The following is a 20156-nucleotide window of genomic DNA, read 5'->3' as shown; positions in this document are numbered from 1 at the left end:
TGCTCAATAACATTGTTGTACAAGAGAATCATATCACATTTACTATGTTAAAAAATGGATCATTAGTAGATTTATAGCGGAAAAATACAAAGACAGGCTTTCCGGTACTGACGGAAAGCCTGTCTTTTATAGTATGCTAGTTATCTGCGGGTTGAAGCAGCAGCGATTCCGCCGGAAGATGGCGGACGAGCCAATCCAGAACATCCGCAGTCACTTCATCCCGGTTCACCTCGTTCAGCATCTCATGCCTGCCTTCCGGGTAGAGCCTGCATTCCACATCGGAAATTCCCCGCTCCCGGTAAATCGCGGCCAGGCGGAGCACGCCCTGACCGTTCATCCCTACCGGGTCTTTGGCTCCCGCAAACAAGTATACAGGCTTATCCCTGCACAGCATAAGCAGGGTTTCGCGGGAATGGATATCCCGCAGCAGCCGGAAGAAATCGCGGAAGAAACGGGTGGTGCAGATCGCTCCGCAAAATGGATCGGCGATGAAGCGGTCCACCTCCTGCGGATCACTGCTGAGCCAGTCAAAAGCTGTCCTGGCCGGGGAGAAGGAACGGTTATAAGGGCCGAAAACAATACCGTTCAGCAAGATACTCCGGTGGCGAATCCCCTGCAGCCTGAACTGGAGTCCCGCCAGCGATTCCCCGAACCGAAGCATGCCCCGCGGCCCGTTGGTGCCGCTGAGAATGAAGCCGGCGTATACATCCCGGCCCTCCTCGCACATCAGCTTCTGCGCCAGAAAGGAGCCCATGCTGTGGGCCAGGAGGAAGACCGGCAGGCCTTCATGCCGGGAGCGGGCGATATCTGCGAGCTGGAGCAGATTGCGACGCATCCAGTAGAAGCCGTCCTCGCCGGTGTCGCCGAGCAGATCAATCCGGCCTGCGGTTAAGCCGTGACCGCGGTGGTCATTGGCATACACCGCGTAGCCTGCCCCGGTGAGCGCCGCCGCAAATCGGGCGTAACGGGCAGCAGTTTCACACATGCCGTGGGCAATCTGGACTATCGCCCTCACCGGTGCTTCCGGCTCCGGCAGCCATTCATACACATGAACAGCGACCCCAAGGGGATCGGTCATCTTAAAGCTGTTTTCCCTCATACCGTTCCTCCTAAAAGTTTTGTGAGCATTACTTCTTGGAGATGACACCGTACAAAACTCGCTTCGGAAGCATAGGCTTTAAGTTTTGTGAGCATTACTTCTTGGAGATGACACCGTACAAAACTCGCTTCGGAAGCGTGGGCCAAAGCTAAATTTATAATTTTGAGGTCTGGCCGTACCTGCGGGAAATGTTTGGACTTTCGGCCGCTGTTGTCCCCTGTGATTACTTGAATTTAACCGCTAATAGCGGCCGAAATCCGGTGACAAAGGCGGACGCGTTCGCTCCTGCAGTTCCAAACCTCCCCTCCGTCACTTCTGCCCTTTTAATAATTATTCTGGTTCTCCTTATGTTTTATGGCCTAGCGGGCCGGCTCCGGCATGGCTTATGGCAAATATGAGCGGAGCACCGTGGAGTGTCCTTCAATTCCGTAAGCGCCGAGGCTTGACGGAAGGAGGTAGCATTCTCCGGCGGAATAAGGCTGGGAGCCGCCTTCCCAGGTCAGATGCCCGCTGCCTTCGCAGACCACGAGGATTGTGAAGCTGTCCGGCGTTGTGGATAGGTTCCATTCTCCGTTAACGACGCCTTTTTCGACAATAAAATAGGGGGAGGCGGCAATTTGCAGCCATTCTCCGGCTACAGCGCCATCTGTCTTCATGGAGGCTGCGCCTGCGCCTTCATAGGCGGTCACGTTAAGCGAATCCTCGATATGAAGCTCGCGCGGCTTGCCGTCCAGGCCCGGACGGTCGTAATCGTAAATCCGGTATGTAGTATCGGAGTTCTGCTGGATTTCCGCTACAACCACTCCGGCGCAGAGCGCATGAACGGTTCCGGCAGGGATGTAGAAGGCATCGCCGGCGGAGACTGTGATTTCCTGCATGCTGTCCATGACCGTACCGCTTTCCAGAGCTTCACGCAGACTTTCGCGGGTTACACCGTCCTTGAGGCCGTAGATAATCTTGGCGCCCGGTTTGGCGTCCAGCACGTACCACATCTCTGTTTTGCCCAGTTCTCCCTTTGGCAATCCTTCATAATCATCCGTTGGATGCACCTGCACGGACAGATTGTCGTTGCAGTCAAGGAGCTTGATCAAGAGCGGGAAGCGGCTGCCGTCCTTAGGACTGCCCTTGCTCCCGAACCATTCATGGCCGAATTGCTCACGGATTTGATCCAGGCCTTGTCCGGCCAGCTCGCCGTTCACCACCGAAGAGGTGCCGTTCGGATGATCGGCGATCATCCAGCCTTCGCCAATGCGGCCTTCCGGCAGCTCCAGGCCGAATTTCTCCAGAGCCCGGCCCCCCCAGACACGCTCTTTGAACTCCGGTTGAAATTTTAAAGGATAAGGCTTACTCATCACTGTATCTTCCTTTCTGATTTTAAAATAATGTGCTGCTCTGCTTACCTGCCCCGTGTTGATTCGAAGAACTCAAGCTTCTCTCCGTCCGGCCCCTCAAAGAAGAAAAAGCGGCTGCCGTTCGCCAGTAGGGAAATGCCGGTCAGCGCGGGGATGCCTAGTCCGGCAATCCTTCTATGCTCTGCCTCGATGTCATCCGCTGTGAAGGCCACATGGCTCACTCTTCCCTCCTGCGGCAGCTCCTTAAACACCCGTTCAATCAGTTCAACCTCTACGCTGGCCTGTCCGGGGAAGCTGAGAAATGCAAGACGCACCTCGTCTCCCGGTTCGCCCAGAATATCCTGCAGATTCAAGCCAATTACCTCCTGGTAGAATTGCAGTGATCGCTCGAGGTTGTCCACTTTAATGCCAATATGCTCCATTTTGGTTACAGCCATTTACAGATCAGCTCCTTTTTTCTTCTCGATGGCCAGCGTGTAAGGGGCGGTGGCCCGCTGCAGCTGGCGGTAGACTATTGCTTGTGCCCGGCTGGACGGAAGGCCCGCTGCCCAGGCTTCCACGGCGGCGGCTTCCAGGTCCCCGCCTTGATGGCCGGGATAGAGCACCGCCGTAATGATGCCGCCCGGCCGCAGCAGCAGCAGCGCTGCCTCCAGCGCGGCCAGCGTGCTCGCCGGCTCGGTGATGATGGTCTTGTCGGCATCGCCCGCGGGCAGATAGCCGAGATTGAACATCACCGCCGAGACCGTTCCGCACCAGTCCGGCGGAACGGCTTCCGCCATTGCTGCGTGGCTGCGCAGCAGCAGCGTTACGGGAGGCAGCGCCGGCCGCGCTGCCTCCCGGGCCAGCCGCAGGCGCTCTTCGGCAAGAGCCAGCGCCGCAGGCTGGATGTCGAAGCCGTACACCCCGCCGCGCGGCCCGGCCGCCTTGGCGAGGAACAGGGTGTCGGCACCGGTGCCGACGGTGCCGTCGATGGCCCGGCCGCCAGGCTGCAGGCGGTCTTCAATTAATTTATGAGCAAAGCTGAGGACGGACATAAAGCCCATTAGCCCTTCCTCCAGTATTTACCCTGCCAGGTATCGCGGGCAGCGAGTTCATCGTCAATGGCGTTCAGCACTTCCCATTTCTTAAGGCTCCACATCGGACCGATCAGCAGGTCGCGCGGGGCGTCGCCGGTCAGCCGGTGCACGATCATCTCCGGCGGAAGAATTTCCAGGGAATCGGCGATCAGCTTCACGTACTCATCCTGCTCCAGAAAGCGCAGCAGCCCGGCCTCGTACTGCTTCACCATCGGCGTTTTGCGCATGAGGTGCAGCAGATGGATTTTGATGCCCTGCACATCCATGTCCGCAACGGCGGACACCGTCTCCAGCATCATTTCATGGGTTTCCTGCGGAAGTCCGTGAATAATGTGGGTGCAGACGCGGATGCCATGGCGGCGCAGCTTCCGGACAGCCCCGATGTAGCACTGCGTGTCATGAGCCCGGTTAATCAGCTCGGAGGTGGAATCATGAATGGTCTGCAGGCCCATCTCAACCCAGAGATAGGTGCGCTGGTTCAGCTCCGCCAGGTACTCGACCACATCGTCAGGGAGACAGTCGGGACGGGTGGCGATAGCCAGGCCGACAACACCCGGCTGCTGCAGAATCACTTCATAATATTCTCTCAATTCCTCCACCGGAGCGTACGTGTTCGTATAAGCCTGGAAGTAGCCGATGTATTTGGCATTCGGCCATTTCAAGTGCTGTCTGTCGCGTACATTGTTGAACTGGGTGACCAGATCGTCGCGGCGGCTGCCGGCGAAATCTCCGGAGCCTCTGGCGCTGCAGAAAGTGCAGCCCCCCTTGGCGATGGAGCCGTCGCGGTTCGGGCAGGTAAAACCGGCGTCCAGCATTACTTTGAACACCTTGGTGTCCATTTGCCCGCGCATTTCGTAATTCCAGGTATGGAAACGTTTATCCCCCCACAGCAGTGGAGAGGAGGTCTGTAGAAGGTTAGACATGGGATGCTCCTTTCTTTAAATATAAGGATTTATAGGTTCCAACCTTTCGATCAGCCTTATATTTATCGCGGGAACGGGACTGTCCTTTGCAGGGACGGTACAGCCGTTTCTACTTAACCTGTCTATTGTATCAAAAATCAGCGGTGAACGTAACATTCAGGCTGCGGAATTGCCATGGAAAATAGGCAGGGATAACAGCGTTTTCAGCTTGCTAATGCTTACACATTATGTTATATTTAAAGTGTAAAAAAGCCGCTGCAGCAACCACAATTTCTATTTCTTGAATTCATAATTTCGTGTCGCAAGGTCAATAATAAACCCAAGAGGTGATCACGATGAATTCGCAAACGGCCTATGCCGAAGGAAAAGGCTCCATTGATGTGCAGCTGACTCCCGACGAAGCGCTTGCGCTTACGGGCGTTGAATTTAACGGCAATCCCAAGATCAAGACAGAAGCCCAGCGGAAGATCCGCAGCGCCTTCGAGAAGACATTTGATTTTAAATCTTCCGCAAGGTAGACTATGAACTGCACCAAGAAAAATGGACCCCAATTCCAAATACAACAAAAAAGGAATTCTCCGTCCGGCCGGATTGGCCAGGCGGGGAATTCCTTTTTTTAAAGAAGGACGGCGAAGCCTTTTCCACTTGAAATATAAGAATTTATCCTGAATTTCGAAAGCGCGTATTTACAAGGAAACCAGAGACTAAGCTTGCGGAAAAACTGTAAGAATCAGGGATGATTAACAAGGAAAATATACCAAAGTGAATTGCCTTCCTAGAGTTTCCCCCTCCCCGGAAGACCGGGCATCTGAATGTCCATGTTAAATTCTGAACCCCTCATTCCAGCTGGGCGATTTGGAATTCCATCCGTTTCCAGGTGTAGCGGTTGGCAAATTCTTTCGTCAGTTTGAGTACGGTGGTTCGACTGTCACTCACCAGTGTCGCTGCACAGTGAAAGAACTCCAGACGAAACCTGGCAATGGTATAACCGGAATGAACCGGTTTGCAGCAATCTCGTTTGAAGCGCTCATACAGGTTATATGCCAGCAATTTGACGAGCAGATCGGTTTCATTGGCTTCGAAGGAGCCCGTTGCGATTGTGTCCATGGCAAACCCGCGCTTGGCTTCCTTGATGTAGTTCTCCATACGACACCGCTGGTTGTAAAAGCGCCACAAATCGGTGGCTTCCCAATCGAGAAGGGTGACCATCGCTTCGTACTGCCAATCGGTATCCAGGAGCAGGCAGGCCTGGTCGTCCTGAACAATTTTTGCTTTGCGGATGACAGCGACCCGCCGGGGCGTTGTCCAAGACGTAGCCTGATACCAAAGGGCGATGCCTTCAATGATCCACTCCTCGTCCACGTATCGCTTCCAAACGCGACACTTAGCCGCTTCCGCCGCCAGACGTTTTGTCCATTTCATTTTGCCGGCATAGCCGATCTTCTGCTTTTCCAAGAGCGCATAGAACTCTTCGCCGCCAAAGCCTTTGTCAATCCGGGCATACTTCACCTTCTGCTCTCCCAGCAGTTCGAAGGCTTGCTCCAAAAAAGGGCCGGCATTGATGGAGGGATGAACATTCCCGGTGCGCAGCTGCGCATAGACACACATCCGGGACTGTCCTTCAAAAGCCAACAAAGGATGGAAGCTTGGGTGTCCGGGTTTATGCGAGTTGACGCCTTTGGCTGCCTTCTCCTGATGGCCGTACACCGTCTCCACGGTCGAGTCCAAATCGAGAATCAGACTCGGGGGCAGGCAGGGACGGATCCGTTCGATTTGAAGTTTTTGAAGGTTCCTTTTCAGGTTGGGGTTGGTCTTGCCCAGCCGATTCAGCTCTTTGTAGAGCGGCGAGTGATGCGGACAAGGCCCGCCAAGAAAGCGTTGGATGAGCGAATCCTGCTGCCACTTCCGAAAGTGAAAGAGCCGTTCAGCTCCCAGAATCCAGCCCACGATGAGGTACAGCAAATGCGGTACACGGGAAACAACGCATTCTTCGCTTTCGTGCCGGAAATCTGCTGTAGCGCAGAGCCGAGCTTAATTTTTCCGAGATAGTCCAGGAAGATCTTGCTGCCTCCAACCGTCGTGGCGTGCGGCAATGAAAATTCGGTCTTGATTTTATGAAAGGGTGTGGTAGACTTCACCTAAAAGGTGCTCCTCTCTTTGGGTGATTTTGTTTTCGCAAACACCATTCTACCAAAGGTTTGAGCCCTTTTTTTGTTTTTTATGAGAAGTTACTTTCGAAATTCAGGATAATTTATCCTGAATTGAACCGGCGAACCTGAACAAGCTGATGGAACGCAAGGAGGTTCATAGGGAACGGAAGCGAAGTGGAAAAAGTAACACTAATGGGCTGGAATTCTGGCTTTAACGGGTTTTAGCGGGATTTTGTACACTTCATGGAGGCCCGCTCCCCCCATACGGCTGATTTCAGCCGGATTAGTTGTACTTTTTCCCACTAGGGATGATCCAGTCTCCGAAGGCGGTGGATTTGTTATCCTTTTTACCACTAAAATGGCTGCCCTTTGGATGAATGGTTCAAGTTCATCTGAAATTTAGGCGTATTCCTCTGCAAGGGGGAGAAACGGATTGATTAGGTCTCCTTATCCCCACTAACGCAAGTGAAAAAGCGGCTGGGGGAAAATGAAGTGACCGTTTCCACTTGAAAGATCAGAATTTACATGTTTTGGGGGAAGCGAAGCTTATCCGTTATTTCACGGCTGCGCTGTAAATGAAAGAATGGATCGGGACTTCGGCCAAGCAAACTGCGCGATTGCGTTGGCTGCAGCGGGCAGGTAGAGGGAATCAAAGGCAGGAGTGCCTTTGAATTCGCCCGAAGCCGGCTGGACGAGGGAATCAGCGCGAAATGATTCTTCTCCTCCCCACTGAAATGGCAGCATTCTTATACAGGACGCCGATAGGCGTCTTTCTTGAAAGATAAGAATTTATCCTGAATTTCGAAAGTGAATTGAACCATTCCAGATCGGACAAGGGATAAACCCTCTTTTTCCTTTCCCCACTGGGTGCAAGCTGTTTTTAGCAAGAAATCCCTTCGTGTAGAGCTTTTTAGATGATTTGTGGATACTTACTTTCGAAATTCAGGTTTATATGTTTTGGGGTCCCCGCAAAGTACCCGAGTAACCATCGAAGCCAAGGCCCCACTTTGTGGGGTTATTTTGTGAAGCTGAAGAATGCCATGGCTCCGCCCGTCCATTATTTCACGGCTGCCGCGGCATTCCTGGTGAAATTCCTTTACTTTTGCGGACAAGTTCGGCACAATATTGCAAGTGACAGTGTTTGTATAAGAGAAAGCGGAGGAATACTTTATGCGTTTACGCGGAAGAAAAGGAATACGTGAAAGTCTGGAAGGGCAGACCGATATGGTCATCCTCGATCCACGCAGCCTGAAGGGGCGGTGGTCGGAACTGTTCGGCAACGATCATCCCATTCATGTGGAATTCGGCATGGGCAAGGGTCAGTTCATCAGCCAAATGAGCCTCAAATATCCCGGTATTAATTTTATCGGCGTTGATATGTACGACGAATTGATCCGCCGTGCGGCAGAGAAGGCCAGAGCGGCCTGGGAACCTGCAGGACAGGAGACGCCGCCCAATCTCAAAGTGGCGCTCGCCAACATCAACTATGCGGAGGAGGTGTTTGCACCGGGAGAGCTGGAACGGATCTACCTGAACTTCAGCGATCCGTGGCCGAAGAGCAAGCATGCCCGCCGCCGCCTGACACATCCGCGTTTTCTTGACAAATACCGCGGGCTGCTCAGCCCGCTGGGCGAAATCCACTTGAAGACGGATTCGCGCAGCCTGTTTGAGTTCTCATTGAATTCCTTTGCCGACTATGGACTGCAAATGAAGAATATATCCCTGGATCTGCATCCGGACGGCGTCATGAACGAGGAGCATGTCATGACTGAATATGAAACCAAATTTTTCGGCCGCGGCGTCAGCATCCACCGCTGCGAGGCCATTGTCGGCGCGGAGGCGCTGGAGCGTTATCAGGCCACACGCCTGGACAAGTACCGCCTGTAGCCGCACAGATGCCAAAAGGCAGCCCAAGGAGATATCCCGGGCTGCCTTTTGGTTTCTCATTTTAAAGGGCGGATGGGCTGCGTTCTAGCCGGTGCTATTCCAGCATATCAATAATGCTCTGGGCACTTTGCAGGGGATGAAAGCGGGCGATTTCCTCCAGATGCCTTTGCCGTTTGGCCTGCACCTCGTCATAGCGGTTCAGCAGCCTTTCCATCCAGCCTTCAACCACCTGAAGCGAAGAAATGGGCTCGCCCAGCCCTGCGGCCGTGAAGTAGCGGCAATTTTCTTCTTCCTGACCGGGCAGAGGATCGTAAAAGAGCATGGGGATCCCTTTGGCCAGCCCCTCACTGCAGGTCATTCCTCCCGGCTTGGTGACCAGCAGATCGGAAATTTCCATCAGCTTGTCAATATCACGGGTGAAGCCGGTCAAGGAGATGTTGGGGTGTCTGTAGAGCGGGTTTTCCTGCATTCCGCGCAGCAGCTTCTCGTTTTTGCCAAGGCAAAAAATAAGCTGCACCTTGTCCCGCCAGCCGGCCAAGGCTCCGCTTACGACCTCGTCGTTCATCAAGCCCCAGCCGCCGCCCATCACAAGGACCGTTGGCATATTCTGAAGGCCGAACTGCCTCAGGATATCCTCTTTGCCCGGGTGCTCCCAGAAGCTCGGATGGACCGGCATGCCGGTGACCCGGATTTTTGCTGCGGCTACACTGCGGCAGCGGAGCTTGGCTTTGACCTCCGGAGTAGAGACCAGATAGCGGTCCACTTCAGGGCTGATCCAGGTGGCGTGGGCGTCGTAATCGGTTATAACCGTTACCAGCGGAGCCTTGAAGGCCGGGTCCACCCGTTTCAGGCGGGAGACTACGGCACTGGGAATGAAGTGGGTGCAGACGATAATGTCCGGTCTAAGCTGCTTCACAATATTTTGTGTATGTGTATAAAATATGCGGTGCAGGGCAAGTGTGGTAAGACGATTGAATGATTTCTGGTGACGGTACACATACCCCATCAGCCTGGGCTGGGAGGTTACCGTCTTGCGGTATGCCGATACAATCAGAGGTGCCATCTTGGGGTTCAGAAAGCTCCCTAGCTCCAGCACCTTCGTTTGCACATCAGGCGACAATTTGCGCAGGCTGCTCGACAGCGCGTAAGCTGCTTGCGTATGCCCTGCGCCAAAACCTTCCGACAGCAATAATATTCTTTTTTTGCGCAATGTATAGTCCACCTGTTTTCGTGAATAGGATTCGCGGCTTAAGTATCCGCAGGCTTTAGAACCATAGGGCGATCGTACCTGCTGCGACTCCGGTACCTATTACCGCACCTGCAAATACATCTGACGGATAATGCAGCCCGAGATAAATCCGGGAAAATCCGACAATGCAGGCCAGCGGCAGCAATATGGCGGTCAGGGCAGGGAAGGACGCCATATAAGGAACCGTAGAAGCGAAGATAGCTGTAGTATGGCCTGAAGGGAACGAATGATCCTTTAACGGATTATGGAACGTATTCGTTCCCGGAAGCGCCAGATACGGCCGCATCCGCGGGTATAGCTTCTTGGCCACGGCAACGGGCAGATGGCTGACAGCCAGGGCGGCCAGCGCCTGCAGCCCTGCAGTTCTCCAAGGCTGGGGCGACAGCGCCCAGATCAGCAGATTGATGCCGATGGCGCAGGTGGCGCCGCCCAGATGGGTAAGATAAAAAAGCCAGAAGTTCAAAAAAGGGTTGTGCAATCGTCCGTTGATCCACTTGAACAGGCGCCGCTCCAAGAGATGCAATTTCATAAATAAATGTCTCATATCTTGTCCCTCCGATAGTCCGGCTGAAGATAATTGGCGCAGCTGCAGCAAACCGGTCTATGCCATAAAGCTGTCTTTATCATACTTTTTTAAGGCAGTCCATTTCAAGGAAAAGCTCGGTTAAACTCGGAAATTGCCAGTTTTGACTTGGCGGCACCTTAAGCCGTACAATGATTCAAGCAGGCGGAACGCGTTTAAAAGGTAACAGAGAAAAGAGGAGCCGCAACAGCGGAATCCGGATAACCTTTTAACGCTATAAACATACAGCCAAGCCTGCCTTCGCGAAAAAGGAAACACTTGGTCTTACGTAAGGGATGCAACAAAAGGGTCTGAAGGAACGTTAACAAAGCTACAGAGAGAAAAAAACAAAAGAACATCAAGAGTGAAAAAGGGGGCATCAAAAGGTCATGACAGACGCACTGTTTGTTACGCTCCAAGTGATCTTGGCGGCAATTGCAGTCTATCAGTTTGTGTTTTCATTATTCGGACTGCACAAGCAAAAGGACAAGGCGCAGTTTGCTCCGCAAAAATCATTTGCCGTACTGGTTGCCGCACACAACGAGGAAGAAGTCGTCGGGGCGCTGATGGAGAATTTGAAACAGCTTAATTATCCCCAGGAACTGTACGATGTATTTGTCATCTGCGACAACTGTACGGATGGTACGGCAAGGATTGTAAGGGAGCACGGCATGAATGCCTGCGTCCGCACCAACACCAACCTGCGCGGCAAAGGCTATGCCATCGAATGGATGCTGAAGGAGCTGTGGGCCATGCCGCGGCAGTACGACGCCGTGGTCATGTTCGATGCCGACAACCTCGCGCACACTGAATTTCTGATGGAGATGAACAAGGATCTCTGTACAGGGGCCCGGGTCATTCAAGGCTACATCGATACGAAGAATCCGGAGGATTCCTGGATCACCGCCGCTTACGGCGTGTCATACTGGTACATTAACCGGCTGTGGCAGCTGTCGCGCCACAATCTGAAAATGGCCAACTTCCTTGGCGGAACGGGCATGTGCTTCGAGACCCATCTGCTGAAGGAAATGGGCTGGGGAGCGACAAGCCTGGTAGAGGATTTGGAATTTACGATGCGGAGCGCCTCCAAAGGCGTCTACCCAAGGTTCAACTACGATGCCAAGGTTTTTGACGAGAAGCCGCTGACCTTCAAGGCTTCCTCAAGACAGCGGCTGCGCTGGATGCAGGGGCATTTTACGGTAGCCCGCCGATATTTCTTTCCTTTGCTGTGGCAGAGCATCAAAGAGCGCAGCCTTACAAAGCTTGACCTTGCCCTGTATGGCGCCAATGTCTACATCGTGCTGCTGACCTTCCTGATGACGGCTGTCATATGGATTGACAACTCCATGTTCGGAGGTCCGCATATTGCCAACATATATGGCAAGCTCCCGCTGTGGCTCAGCTATTTCGCGATTGGGGCCAATGTCCTGACCTTTCTGCTGGCAATGGCGCTGGAGAAGGTCAAGTTCAAGAAGGTTTATCTCTATTTGCTGGTCTTCCCGATCTACCTGATCTCATGGTATCCGATCACGTTCTATGCGTTTTTTACGCAGAACAACAAGCAATGGAGCCATACCAAGCATACGCGTGTCGTGCGGCTTGAGGAAGTCCAGAGCAAGCAGGTTTCTTAAAAGCCAATGATTCTTTGGGAAAAGTGCAGTTGCAGCTATTGACACAGCTTGTGCTGTGATGTATAGTATTCAAGTATGCAAAACATAGGGATTGCAAGCAGAAGCACCGGCTTCTCACCTGACTGGCCTAAGCCAGCTGGTTTTGATCTCAATGCTTTATGGATGTTATAATTCATGAACGTTGATCAAACGGGGTGTCGGGAGTTGCCGGCGCCCCTTTTTTATGGAGAACCGCAGAACTGATTTCCCAAGTAGATCCGGAGGTGGAGTATTATCAGTAAGGAACATATGATCAATGATGAAATTCGGGCCAAAGAGGTCCGGTTGGTTGGAGCGGAAGGCGAGCAAATTGGCATCAAGCCGATCCGTGAAGCGTTGCAGATGGCGATTGATCTTAATCTGGATTTAGTCAACGTAGCACCGCAGGCGAAACCGCCGGTATGCCGCATCATGGATTACGGCAAGTTCCGTTATGAAACACAGAAGAAAGAGAAGGAAGCGCGCAAGAACCAGAAGATCGTGGATATCAAGGAAGTCTGGTTCCGTGCGAACATCGAGGAACATGATTATCAGACGAAGTTCCGCAATGTTATCAAGTTTCTGGGTGAAGGCGACAAAGTGAAGTGCTCCGTGCGTTTCCGCGGACGTGAAATTACCCATGCCAGCATCGGCCAGAAAATTTTGGAACGTGTAAAGAGCGAAGTGGAAGATATCTCTGTTGTGGAGCGCCAGCCGAAGCTGGAAGGACGCAGCATGATTATGATCCTGGCTCCCAAAGCCCAATAAATTTGGAGCCACTTGCTCAGCAATTTGGCGCCGCATAATATTCAAGGAGGAAACACCATGCCTAAAATGAAAACCCACAGCAGTCTGAAAGGCCGTTTCAAGATCACCGGATCCGGCAAAGTACTGCGCTACAAAGCTCACAAGAACCACTTGCTTTCCCATAAATCCAAACGCGCAAAGCGCGTATTGAACGGCAATCCGGTTATGGCCCCCGGGGATGTAAGACGCTTGAAACAAGGACTCGCTAATTTGAAATAGTTTTATCACACATTTTTGGGAGGTTTATTAATATGGCAAGAGTTAAAGGCGGATTTGTAGTTCGTCGTAGACATAAAAAAGTATTGAAGCTGGCAAAAGGTTATTTCGGTTCCAAACACCGCATTTTCAAAACTGCCAATGAGCAGGTAATGAAATCGATGGTATATGCATACCGTGACCGTCGTCAGACTAAGCGCAACTTCCGCAGACTGTGGATCGTTCGTATCAATGCGGCAGCCCGTTTGAACGGTTTGTCCTACAGCAAGCTTGTATTCGGCCTGAAGCTGGCTGGTGTAGAAGTGAACCGCAAGATGCTGGCTGACCTGGCAGTGAACGACCTTAACGCATTCAACTCACTGGCTGTAGTAGCCAAAGAAAAGATCAACGCTTAAGTATCGGATGTAACCGAAAAGCACCGCCTGCGGGGTATCCCGTGTGACGGTGCTTTTTTTTGGCCCTGCACACGATATGCGTGACGGGAACTGTGCCAGGCTTCCGCTTTAGGGACCTTGCTATTCCCAGTACTTCGTCGTGCTCAGTTGGGATGCCAGCAGCTTGCTGCTTGTTCTTCTGATCTTGCGCAGTTCGGAACGCTGATCTGCGGAAGCGCTGATGAGCTTTTCTTCATCGGTTTCGGCGATGATCGCCGGTACCTGTGCCGGAGTGCCGTCTTCATGCACGGCTACAAAGGTAAGGAAGGAAGTGGCGGCAACAGCGCGTTCGCCGGTGTACAGGTTTTCCGATATGATCTTGACAAATACCTCTATACTGGTTCTGCCTGTCCAAGAGACGAAGGATTCGAAGCAGACGGAATCTGTGGGTCTGATGGGCAGGAGGAAGTCTACGGAGTCCGCAGAGGCGGTTACCACATTGGTGCGGCAATGGCGCATCGCAGAGATGGATGCCACTTCATCAATAGTGCTCATCAGCTTGCCGCCGAACAGAGTCATGTGATTATTCACATCGTTCGGGAATACGCGGCCTGTTTTGAACACGCGGGATTCCCGGCAGTATTTGAAGTCCGGCGCGGCTTGGGGTTGATTTTGATCATCCATTTTTCAGTACTCCCTTTTCATACAATATGTAAACATACATGATAATAGAAAACCAATAACTGTGCAATAATAATTGTAATGCGCCTAAGGCCTGACTGGAAATCAAAGGAATTCTAACATCATCCGAACGATTTATTGACATGTTGTGTGATGGTAAACGGTTTCTTGCAGAAAAATGCAAATTTTTATTGACCTGAGGTCATTAATAGGCTGGATTTTAGGTTTTTTACCAGTTATAATTTGATCTAATGGTATGTCCAAGCAGAACACAGAAGGCATCCAATTTCTTAAGGGGGATCATATTCAATGAAAAAGCTATACCAACTATCACTGGTTATGCTGCTTGCATTCACTGTCATTCTGGCAGGTTGCGGAAACAATAACAACAATTCCGGCAACGCGGCAGCCACTAACTCCGGTGCAGCAACCAACGCACCGACAGAAGCTCCAACCGATGCTCCAAAAGCTGACGTGAAGATCGGTCTCGTTACCGACGTAGGCGGCGTAAACGACAAATCGTTTAACCAATCTGCCTGGGAAGCTCTTGAAGCTCTTAACAAAGAAGCCGGAGTTGAAATCAAATATCTGCAAAGTAAATCGAATGCAGATTACGAGCCAAACCTGAACCAATTCGTTAAAGGCGGCTACAGCCTGACTTGGGGTATCGGTTTTGACCTTGGCGATGCTGTTTTGAAGGTTGCTACCGAGAATCCGGATGCCAACCTCGCAATCATCGACAGTGTGGTAGAAGCGCCTAACGTTGAATCCGTTACTTTTGCCGAGAACGAAGGCTCCTTCCTGGTGGGTGTAGTTGCAGGTCTGACTACCAAAACCAACAAAGTAGGCTTCATCGGCGGTATGGAAAGCCCTGTAATCAAACGTTTTGAAGTCGGCTTCAAGGCAGGCGTAGAAGCTGTTAACCCGAATGCAACAGTAACCATTACTTATGCAGGTGCTTATGATAAGCCTGATACTGGTAAATCCTTGGCTGCTACCCTCTACAATGACGGAAATGACATTATCTTCCCTGCAGCCGGCGCAACCGGCAACGGTGTTTTCAACGAAGCTAAGTCCCGTAACAAAGCAGGCGGCGCCAAAGTATGGGTAATCGGCGTAGACAAAGACCAGTCCCTGGAATTTGGCGACGATGTAACTCTGACTTCCATGATCAAACGTGTTGACGAAGCGGTTAAGAAGGTTTCCCAACAGGTGGTTGACGGAACATTCCAGGGCGGAACGACAACTGTTCTGAGTCTGAAAGACAACGGCGTAGGTCTTCCTGAGACTTCCAAGGCCAACGTATCCGCTGAAATCCTGGCTAAAGTTGACGAATACAGCAAGCAAATCATTGACGGAACCATTACTGTTCCTTCCGAATAATGAATTGACGTTTCTTGCTTTACAATAATAGACAAGGGACAAGGCCGGTTATTGAGCCGGCCTTGTCCCTTGTTAACGACATGCATCATGCAGGTTAACACAGCGGTACCGTCCTTCAGAGGGCGGTACAGCCGTGTCTAGAAGGCAATTATATATTCTGGTGATGAGGGTGATTCCATGAGTGCTGCGGCTCCTGTCGTAGAGTTGAAGCAAATCACAAAACGCTTTCCGGGTATCGTCGCGAACGACTCTATCAGTCTGACGCTCGAAAAAGGAGAGATTCATGCGCTGCTTGGTGAGAACGGGGCAGGCAAATCCACCTTGATGAATATCGTATTCGGACTGTATCAGCCCGATGAAGGCAGCATCGAAATCGACGGGAAACCGGTTGTTATCGATAACCCCAATAAAGCGATTGAGCTTGGCATAGGGATGGTTCACCAGCATTTCAAGCTTGTAGAGCCTTTTACGGTAACCGAGAACATCGTTCTGGGCATGGAGCCGAAGAAAGGTCTTAAAATCGACTATAAATCCGCTGCGGAGCAGGTTCGCAAGCTATCGGAGCAGTATGGCCTTCAAGTTAATCCGAATGCCAAGATTCATGACATCTCGGTCGGCATGCAGCAAAGGGTAGAGATTATGAAAACCCTGTACCGCGGGGCGGATATACTTATATTCGACGAGCCTACCGCTGTGCTTACGCCGCAGGAAATTACGGAACTGATGGCGATTATGAAGCGGCTCGTCGCAGAGGGCAAGTCCATCATCCTGATTACACACAAGCTTAAAGAAATTATGCAGATTTCCGACCGGGTTACGATCATCCGCCGGGGCAAGGTTATCGATACAGTTAAGACTGCGGGCACGAATCCCAATGAGCTGGCCGAAAAAATGGTTGGACGCGGCGTAACCTTCAAGGTGGACAAGCAGCCTCCCCATATTGGTTCCAGCGTACTCAAGCTGACGGATGTCAGCAGCAGGAGCAAAGATGGGGTGGCCGTACTCAATGGCCTCAGCTTTGATGTGAAGGCTGGCGAGATTCTCGGCATCGCGGGAGTCGACGGCAACGGACAAAGCGAGCTGATCCAGGCCATTACCGGCCTGCGCAAGATTGACTCCGGTTCAATTACCGTATCCGGGAAAGAGATCGCCAACTTAAGTCCGCGCAAAATTTCTGAAATGAATGTCTCCCATATTCCCGAGGACCGCCACAAGCACGGTCTGGTTCTGGATTTTACGGTCAGTGAGAATATGGTTCTGGAGTCGTACTATAAGAGTCCCTACAACCAGAACGGGTTCTTGAACAAAGAAATCATTGATCAGCATGCCGAGGGTTTGATTAAGCAGTTTGATGTGCGCACGCCTTCAATTGAGAACAAAGCGCGTTCCCTGTCGGGCGGCAATCAACAGAAAGCGATTATTGCGCGGGAAATAGACAAAAATCCGACACTCCTGATTGCGGCCCAGCCTACGCGCGGACTCGATGTCGGTGCGATTGAATTTGTGCAGAAGCAGCTGATTGCCCAGCGTGACCAGGGCAAGGCCGTCCTGCTGATTTCTTTTGAGCTCGATGAAATTATGAATGTGTCCGACAGAATCGCTGTTATTTATGAAGGTCAGATTGTCGGTGAAGTATTCCCGCAGGATACGAATGATCAGGAATTGGGTCTGATGATGGCGGGAAGCTTGAAGCGGGGAGGCCAGACGGATGTATAGACTCAAAAAAATATTTGCGACAGACAGCTACATCATTCCATTGGCCGCTATTGTGATGGGCTTCCTCGTAGGCGCTATCGTAATGCTGATTGGCGGATACGATCCTGTTGCCGCCTATTCCGCACTGTTCAAACGTGTATTCGGCAGCACGTATGACTTTGGTGAGGCCATCCGCGAGATGACGCCGCTTATGTTCACAGGTCTTGCCGTAGCCTTTGCCTTCCGTTCAGGAATGTTCAACATTGGCGCGGACGGTCAGGTGCTTATCGGCATGACAGCGGCTTCTGTTGTCGGCATTAAGCTTGCCGGGACCCTGCCGAGCTTTGTGCTGGTGCCGCTCGCTGTGGTTATCGCCGGAGTCTGCGGCGGCCTCTGGGCGGGCATTGCCGGTTACCTGAAGGCAAAACGCGGGATTAATGAGGTTATTACCACGATTATGCTTAACTGGGTTGCGCTCTTTCTGTCCAATTATATTGTCAGAACATTTCTTCTGCTGCAAGGGCAGAACCGTTCGGAGGATATTCCGGCCTCGCTCTCCATGACTTTCCTGAATTCGATGTTTGATAATGCCCGCCTTCACTGGGGAACAGCGATCGCGCTGGCCGCAGCTGTGTTCTTCTACGTGTACCTGTGGAAAACCAAACAAGGATATGAAATGCGCGCTGTCGGTCTGAATCCGCATGCTGCGGAATACGCAGGAATGAATGTGGGCCGCAACGTGATCAAGGCCATGTTCATCAGCGGTGTATTTGCCGGTCTGGCAGGAGCAGGGGAAGTGCTTGGCGTATTCCACTATCAGTCTGTGTTTGCGGCATCTCCGGGCTATGGCTTTGACGGTATCGCCGTTGCATTGCTGGGCTTGACTCATCCGCTCGGTGTGATTTTGGCCGCTATTCTCTATGGTACGCTGACCTACGGTTCCGCAGGCATGAGCTTTGGAGCGGATGTGCCTCCTGAGCTCATCCGGATTGTTATCGGTTCGATTATTTTCTTCATTGCGGCACAGGGGATTGTGCGCTGGGTGCTTAAGCCGTTTTACTTCAAGCGCAAGAAAGAGAAGGTGTTATAGATGGAAGTATTAGGCCAACTGCTCAATACAACGCTTGTCTTTTCCACAGCGCTGATCTTTGCCGCCCTCGGCGGCATCTTCTCTGAACGCTCCGGTGTCGTAAACATTGGACTTGAAGGCTTGATGATGTTTGGCGCTTTTGCTGCAGCCGTCGGCGGATACTATGCCCAGGATGCCGGCATGGGCGAGTGGGCTCCATGGGTGGGGGTACTGTGTGCTATGGCAGTAGGCGTGCTTGGCGCGCTGATTCATGCTGTGGCGTCGATTACCTTCAAGGCGGATCAGACCATCAGTGGTACGGTCATTAACTTTCTGGCCGCAGGCAGCACGCTTTATGTCGTGAAGCTGATCTTTGACGGAGCCGGCGAAACTCCGCTGCTGGATGGCTTCAGCAAAGTAGCCATACCCGGACTCTCCAAGATTCCGGTTATCGGTGAGGGGATATTCAATTCCTACCCGACGACTTATCTTGCGATTATATTGGTTATTGTGATTTATTTTGTGCTCTTCAAGACGCCGTTTGGACTCCGTCTGCGCGCGGTCGGTGAGCATCCAAGCGCGGCGGACACTCTTGGCGTCAACGTTAACCGCATGAGATATATCGGTGTAATGCTCAGCGGGCTGCTGGCCGGTGTTGGCGGAGCCACCATCACACTTACAACCACAGGAACTTTTGCGCATAACACCATTTCCGGCCAGGGCTTTATCGCCATTGCGGCAATGATCTTCGGGAAATGGAATCCGCTTGGCGCTTTCGGCGCTGCCGTATTCTTCGGCTTGTCCCAAGCGATCCGCAATTATGTTCAATTGTTTGAATGGTCCAAGAGCATTCCGCAGGAGTTTATCTTCATGATTCCTTATGTGCTGACCATCATTGTTCTGGTTAGCGCGGTTGGCCGTTCTTCGTCTCCGAAGGCACTGGGCGAACCCTATGACCCAGGCAAACGTTAATCTTGGCTTATTAGCCGCTGCCATAGATTGATTAAAAAACGCATTTCCGGATAAGACCGGAAATGCGTTTTTGTGCAAAGATAAGAATTTATATGCTCGCTGAAACGCCTCGTCCCTAATAAGGACGGCGTAGCCGTTTCTGCTTGAAAGATAAGAATGTATATGTTTTGGGGTCCCCGCAAAGTACCTGAGTCATCATCGAAGCCAAGGCCCCACTTTGTGGGGTTATTTTGTCGTTTGGGAAATTATGCTTCTCGTCAATTGTGGATAAGGCAGGTATGAAGTTAGGGCAAAATTATAATGCGTCTTAATCGTGCTGAATGGTGCGGAGTTTGCTGAGTTGCTGGGTCGTGCTGAGTTTGTTGAATGGTGCGGAGTCTGCTGAGCCGTGCGGAGTCTGAGGGTTCTATGTTTTGCAGGAGGAAGCGGGAATAGAGCGGGTCCAACCGAGGCCGCTACCGGGTCAGGGACGTGAAGTGGAGTGGAGTAAAGTGGAATTCGCAAGAATTAGTACACTTAAATGGACGGAAAGGTCTTAAAGGTATCGTGTGAAAAAGCTGGCTTAATCTAAAATTAGGGGCCGGCACTAAGTGCGGACACAGCGGAGGGTCAGAGGAATTTCGGAGAAACGATAGTGTTCGCCTTTAAAGACCGGTCTCAACCAGTAATCGTATACCAATCAGGAAACCGGGCTTTAGCAGCGGGATCGGAAGAACCCTCTGAACCCGCAGCGGACTTCATTCACCTCGTCAACCGCTGATTTTGGTGTTGAGCCAAAAAGGTAATTGAATGTATAGGAATGGAACCGGCGAACCTGAAAACGCTGATGAAACGCAAGGAGGTTCATAGGGGACGGAAGCGAAGTGTAAAAAGTAACACTAATGGGCTGGAATTCTGGCATTAACGGACTTTAGTGGGATTTTGTACACTTAATAGAGGCCCGCTCCCCCCATACGGCTGATTTCAGCCGGATTAGTTGTACTTTTTCCCACTAGGGATGATCCAGGATCGG

General features: G+C 51.8%; 19 protein-coding genes and 1 pseudogene. 10 read left to right on the top strand and 10 right to left on the bottom strand.

What is annotated here, in order from left to right:
- Positions 1–136: 136 nt before the first annotated feature.
- The 5 genes from HYD27_RS22245 to mnmL form a co-directional block, all read right to left on the bottom strand.
- Positions 137–1099: an alpha/beta fold hydrolase gene (locus tag HYD27_RS22245; protein WP_219218749.1), complete on the bottom strand. Its 963-nt coding sequence runs from the start codon at positions 1097–1099 to the stop codon at positions 137–139.
- 383 nt (positions 1100–1482) lie between these two features.
- Positions 1483–2451: a type I phosphomannose isomerase catalytic subunit gene (locus HYD27_RS22240; RefSeq protein WP_219218747.1), complete on the bottom strand. Its 969-nt coding sequence runs from the start codon at positions 2449–2451 to the stop codon at positions 1483–1485.
- 44 nt (positions 2452–2495) lie between these two features.
- Positions 2496–2888: a VOC family protein gene (locus HYD27_RS22235; RefSeq protein ID WP_219218746.1), complete on the bottom strand. Its 393-nt coding sequence runs from the start codon at positions 2886–2888 to the stop codon at positions 2496–2498.
- The gene (gene mnmM, locus HYD27_RS22230; RefSeq protein ID WP_219218745.1) at positions 2889–3494 is read right to left on the bottom strand and encodes a tRNA 5-(aminomethyl)-2-thiouridylate-methyltransferase MnmM; all 606 of its coding nucleotides are present in this window, start codon (positions 3492–3494) and stop codon (positions 2889–2891) included.
- The gene (gene mnmL, locus HYD27_RS22225; RefSeq protein ID WP_219218744.1) at positions 3494–4450 is read right to left on the bottom strand and encodes a tRNA modification radical SAM protein MnmL/YtqA; all 957 of its coding nucleotides are present in this window, start codon (positions 4448–4450) and stop codon (positions 3494–3496) included. Before mnmL ends, mnmM begins: the two co-directional genes overlap by 1 nt.
- Positions 4451–4785: 335 nt before the next feature.
- Here mnmL and HYD27_RS22220 point away from each other — a divergent pair, with 335 nt between their 5' ends.
- Positions 4786–4968 carry a hypothetical protein gene (locus HYD27_RS22220; protein ID WP_219218743.1) on the top strand — a complete coding sequence of 61 codons (183 nt, stop codon included), beginning with the start codon at positions 4786–4788 and terminating at the stop codon, positions 4966–4968.
- Positions 4969–5287: 319 nt separating this feature from the next.
- Here HYD27_RS22220 and HYD27_RS22215 read toward each other — a convergent pair.
- Both HYD27_RS22215 and HYD27_RS22210 read right to left on the bottom strand, forming a co-directional pair.
- Positions 5288–6588 (bottom strand): annotated as a pseudogene (locus HYD27_RS22215) (IS1380 family transposase).
- Between the two features lie 570 nt (positions 6589–7158).
- On the bottom strand, positions 7159–7344 hold the full coding sequence (locus HYD27_RS22210) for a hypothetical protein (RefSeq protein WP_219218742.1): 186 nt from the start codon (positions 7342–7344) through the stop codon (positions 7159–7161).
- Between the two features lie 426 nt (positions 7345–7770).
- Here HYD27_RS22210 and trmB point away from each other — a divergent pair, with 426 nt between their 5' ends.
- On the top strand, positions 7771–8487 hold the full coding sequence (gene trmB, locus HYD27_RS22205) for a tRNA (guanosine(46)-N7)-methyltransferase TrmB (RefSeq protein WP_219218741.1): 717 nt from the start codon (positions 7771–7773) through the stop codon (positions 8485–8487).
- Positions 8488–8581: 94 nt separating this feature from the next.
- Here the strand turns inward: trmB and HYD27_RS22200 are convergent, their stop codons facing one another.
- Both HYD27_RS22200 and HYD27_RS22195 read right to left on the bottom strand, forming a co-directional pair.
- On the bottom strand, positions 8582–9697 hold the full coding sequence (locus HYD27_RS22200; protein ID WP_219218740.1) for an MGDG synthase family glycosyltransferase: 1116 nt from the start codon (positions 9695–9697) through the stop codon (positions 8582–8584).
- Positions 9698–9752: 55 nt separating this feature from the next.
- Positions 9753–10280 (bottom strand): phosphatase PAP2 family protein, encoded by a 528-nt coding sequence (locus tag HYD27_RS22195; RefSeq protein WP_219218739.1) that lies wholly within the window; start codon positions 10278–10280, stop codon positions 9753–9755.
- Positions 10281–10687: 407 nt separating this feature from the next.
- Between HYD27_RS22195 and HYD27_RS22190 the strand changes: the two genes are divergently transcribed.
- From HYD27_RS22190 to rplT, 4 genes are all read left to right on the top strand, one after another.
- On the top strand, positions 10688–11929 hold the full coding sequence (locus HYD27_RS22190) for a glycosyltransferase family 2 protein (protein WP_219218738.1): 1242 nt from the start codon (positions 10688–10690) through the stop codon (positions 11927–11929).
- 288 nt (positions 11930–12217) lie between these two features.
- Positions 12218–12715 carry a translation initiation factor IF-3 gene (infC, locus tag HYD27_RS22185; protein ID WP_020427376.1) on the top strand — a complete coding sequence of 166 codons (498 nt, stop codon included), beginning with the start codon at positions 12218–12220 and terminating at the stop codon, positions 12713–12715.
- A 57-nt stretch (positions 12716–12772) separates the two neighbouring features.
- The gene (gene rpmI / locus HYD27_RS22180; RefSeq protein ID WP_019912828.1) at positions 12773–12973 is read left to right on the top strand and encodes a 50S ribosomal protein L35; all 201 of its coding nucleotides are present in this window, start codon (positions 12773–12775) and stop codon (positions 12971–12973) included.
- Between the two features lie 32 nt (positions 12974–13005).
- The gene (gene rplT / locus HYD27_RS22175; RefSeq protein ID WP_038587257.1) at positions 13006–13365 is read left to right on the top strand and encodes a 50S ribosomal protein L20; all 360 of its coding nucleotides are present in this window, start codon (positions 13006–13008) and stop codon (positions 13363–13365) included.
- Between the two features lie 120 nt (positions 13366–13485).
- Here rplT and HYD27_RS22170 read toward each other — a convergent pair whose 3' ends face one another.
- Entirely contained in the window at positions 13486–14028 is a 543-nt protein-coding gene (locus HYD27_RS22170; RefSeq protein WP_219218735.1) for an acyl-CoA thioesterase, read from the bottom strand.
- A 306-nt stretch (positions 14029–14334) separates the two neighbouring features.
- Between HYD27_RS22170 and HYD27_RS22165 the strand changes: the two genes are divergently transcribed.
- The 4 genes from HYD27_RS22165 to HYD27_RS22150 all read left to right on the top strand — a co-directional run bounded on the left by HYD27_RS22165 (position 14335) and on the right by HYD27_RS22150 (position 19144).
- On the top strand, positions 14335–15408 hold the full coding sequence (locus HYD27_RS22165; protein ID WP_219218733.1) for a BMP family lipoprotein: 1074 nt from the start codon (positions 14335–14337) through the stop codon (positions 15406–15408).
- Positions 15409–15585: 177 nt separating this feature from the next.
- Positions 15586–17124 carry an ABC transporter ATP-binding protein gene (locus HYD27_RS22160; RefSeq protein WP_219218732.1) on the top strand — a complete coding sequence of 513 codons (1539 nt, stop codon included), beginning with the start codon at positions 15586–15588 and terminating at the stop codon, positions 17122–17124.
- A complete protein-coding gene (locus HYD27_RS22155) occupies positions 17117–18193 on the top strand; it encodes an ABC transporter permease (protein WP_219218730.1) in 1077 nt (358 codons plus the stop codon). Before HYD27_RS22160 ends, HYD27_RS22155 begins: the two co-directional genes overlap by 8 nt.
- Positions 18194–19144, top strand: a complete 951-nt coding sequence (locus tag HYD27_RS22150) for an ABC transporter permease (protein WP_219218728.1) — start codon at positions 18194–18196, stop codon at positions 19142–19144.
- Positions 19145–20156 lie beyond the last annotated feature (1012 nt).

The organism is Paenibacillus sp. S150, from assembly GCF_019352175.1.
Taxonomy (GTDB): domain Bacteria; phylum Bacillota; class Bacilli; order Paenibacillales; family Paenibacillaceae; genus Paenibacillus_AQ.
This window is presented reverse-complemented; position numbering and strand designations above follow the sequence as displayed.

Bases quoted from the DNA above. Each gene is read 5' to 3' on its own strand.
- HYD27_RS22245 (WP_219218749.1), bottom strand. From the start codon at position 1,099: ATGAGGGAAAACAGCTTTAAGATGACCGATCCCCTTGGGGTCGCTGTT.
- HYD27_RS22240 (WP_219218747.1), bottom strand. From the start codon at position 2,451: ATGAGTAAGCCTTATCCTTTAAAATTTCAACCGGAGTTCAAAGAGCGT.
- HYD27_RS22235 (WP_219218746.1), bottom strand. From the start codon at position 2,888: ATGGCTGTAACCAAAATGGAGCATATTGGCATTAAAGTGGACAACCTC.
- mnmM (WP_219218745.1), bottom strand. From the start codon at position 3,494: ATGGGCTTTATGTCCGTCCTCAGCTTTGCTCATAAATTAATTGAAGAC.
- mnmL (WP_219218744.1), bottom strand. From the start codon at position 4,450: ATGTCTAACCTTCTACAGACCTCCTCTCCACTGCTGTGGGGGGATAAA.
- HYD27_RS22220 (WP_219218743.1), top strand. From the start codon at position 4,786: ATGAATTCGCAAACGGCCTATGCCGAAGGAAAAGGCTCCATTGATGTG.
- HYD27_RS22210 (WP_219218742.1), bottom strand. From the start codon at position 7,344: ATGCTGCCATTTCAGTGGGGAGGAGAAGAATCATTTCGCGCTGATTCC.
- trmB (WP_219218741.1), top strand. From the start codon at position 7,771: ATGCGTTTACGCGGAAGAAAAGGAATACGTGAAAGTCTGGAAGGGCAG.
- HYD27_RS22195 (WP_219218739.1), bottom strand. From the start codon at position 10,280: ATGAGACATTTATTTATGAAATTGCATCTCTTGGAGCGGCGCCTGTTC.
- HYD27_RS22190 (WP_219218738.1), top strand. From the start codon at position 10,688: ATGACAGACGCACTGTTTGTTACGCTCCAAGTGATCTTGGCGGCAATT.
- infC (WP_020427376.1), top strand. From the start codon at position 12,218: ATGATCAATGATGAAATTCGGGCCAAAGAGGTCCGGTTGGTTGGAGCG.
- rpmI (WP_019912828.1), top strand. From the start codon at position 12,773: ATGCCTAAAATGAAAACCCACAGCAGTCTGAAAGGCCGTTTCAAGATC.
- rplT (WP_038587257.1), top strand. From the start codon at position 13,006: ATGGCAAGAGTTAAAGGCGGATTTGTAGTTCGTCGTAGACATAAAAAA.
- HYD27_RS22170 (WP_219218735.1), bottom strand. From the start codon at position 14,028: ATGGATGATCAAAATCAACCCCAAGCCGCGCCGGACTTCAAATACTGC.
- HYD27_RS22165 (WP_219218733.1), top strand. From the start codon at position 14,335: ATGAAAAAGCTATACCAACTATCACTGGTTATGCTGCTTGCATTCACT.
- HYD27_RS22160 (WP_219218732.1), top strand. From the start codon at position 15,586: ATGAGTGCTGCGGCTCCTGTCGTAGAGTTGAAGCAAATCACAAAACGC.
- HYD27_RS22155 (WP_219218730.1), top strand. From the start codon at position 17,117: ATGTATAGACTCAAAAAAATATTTGCGACAGACAGCTACATCATTCCA.
- HYD27_RS22150 (WP_219218728.1), top strand. From the start codon at position 18,194: ATGGAAGTATTAGGCCAACTGCTCAATACAACGCTTGTCTTTTCCACA.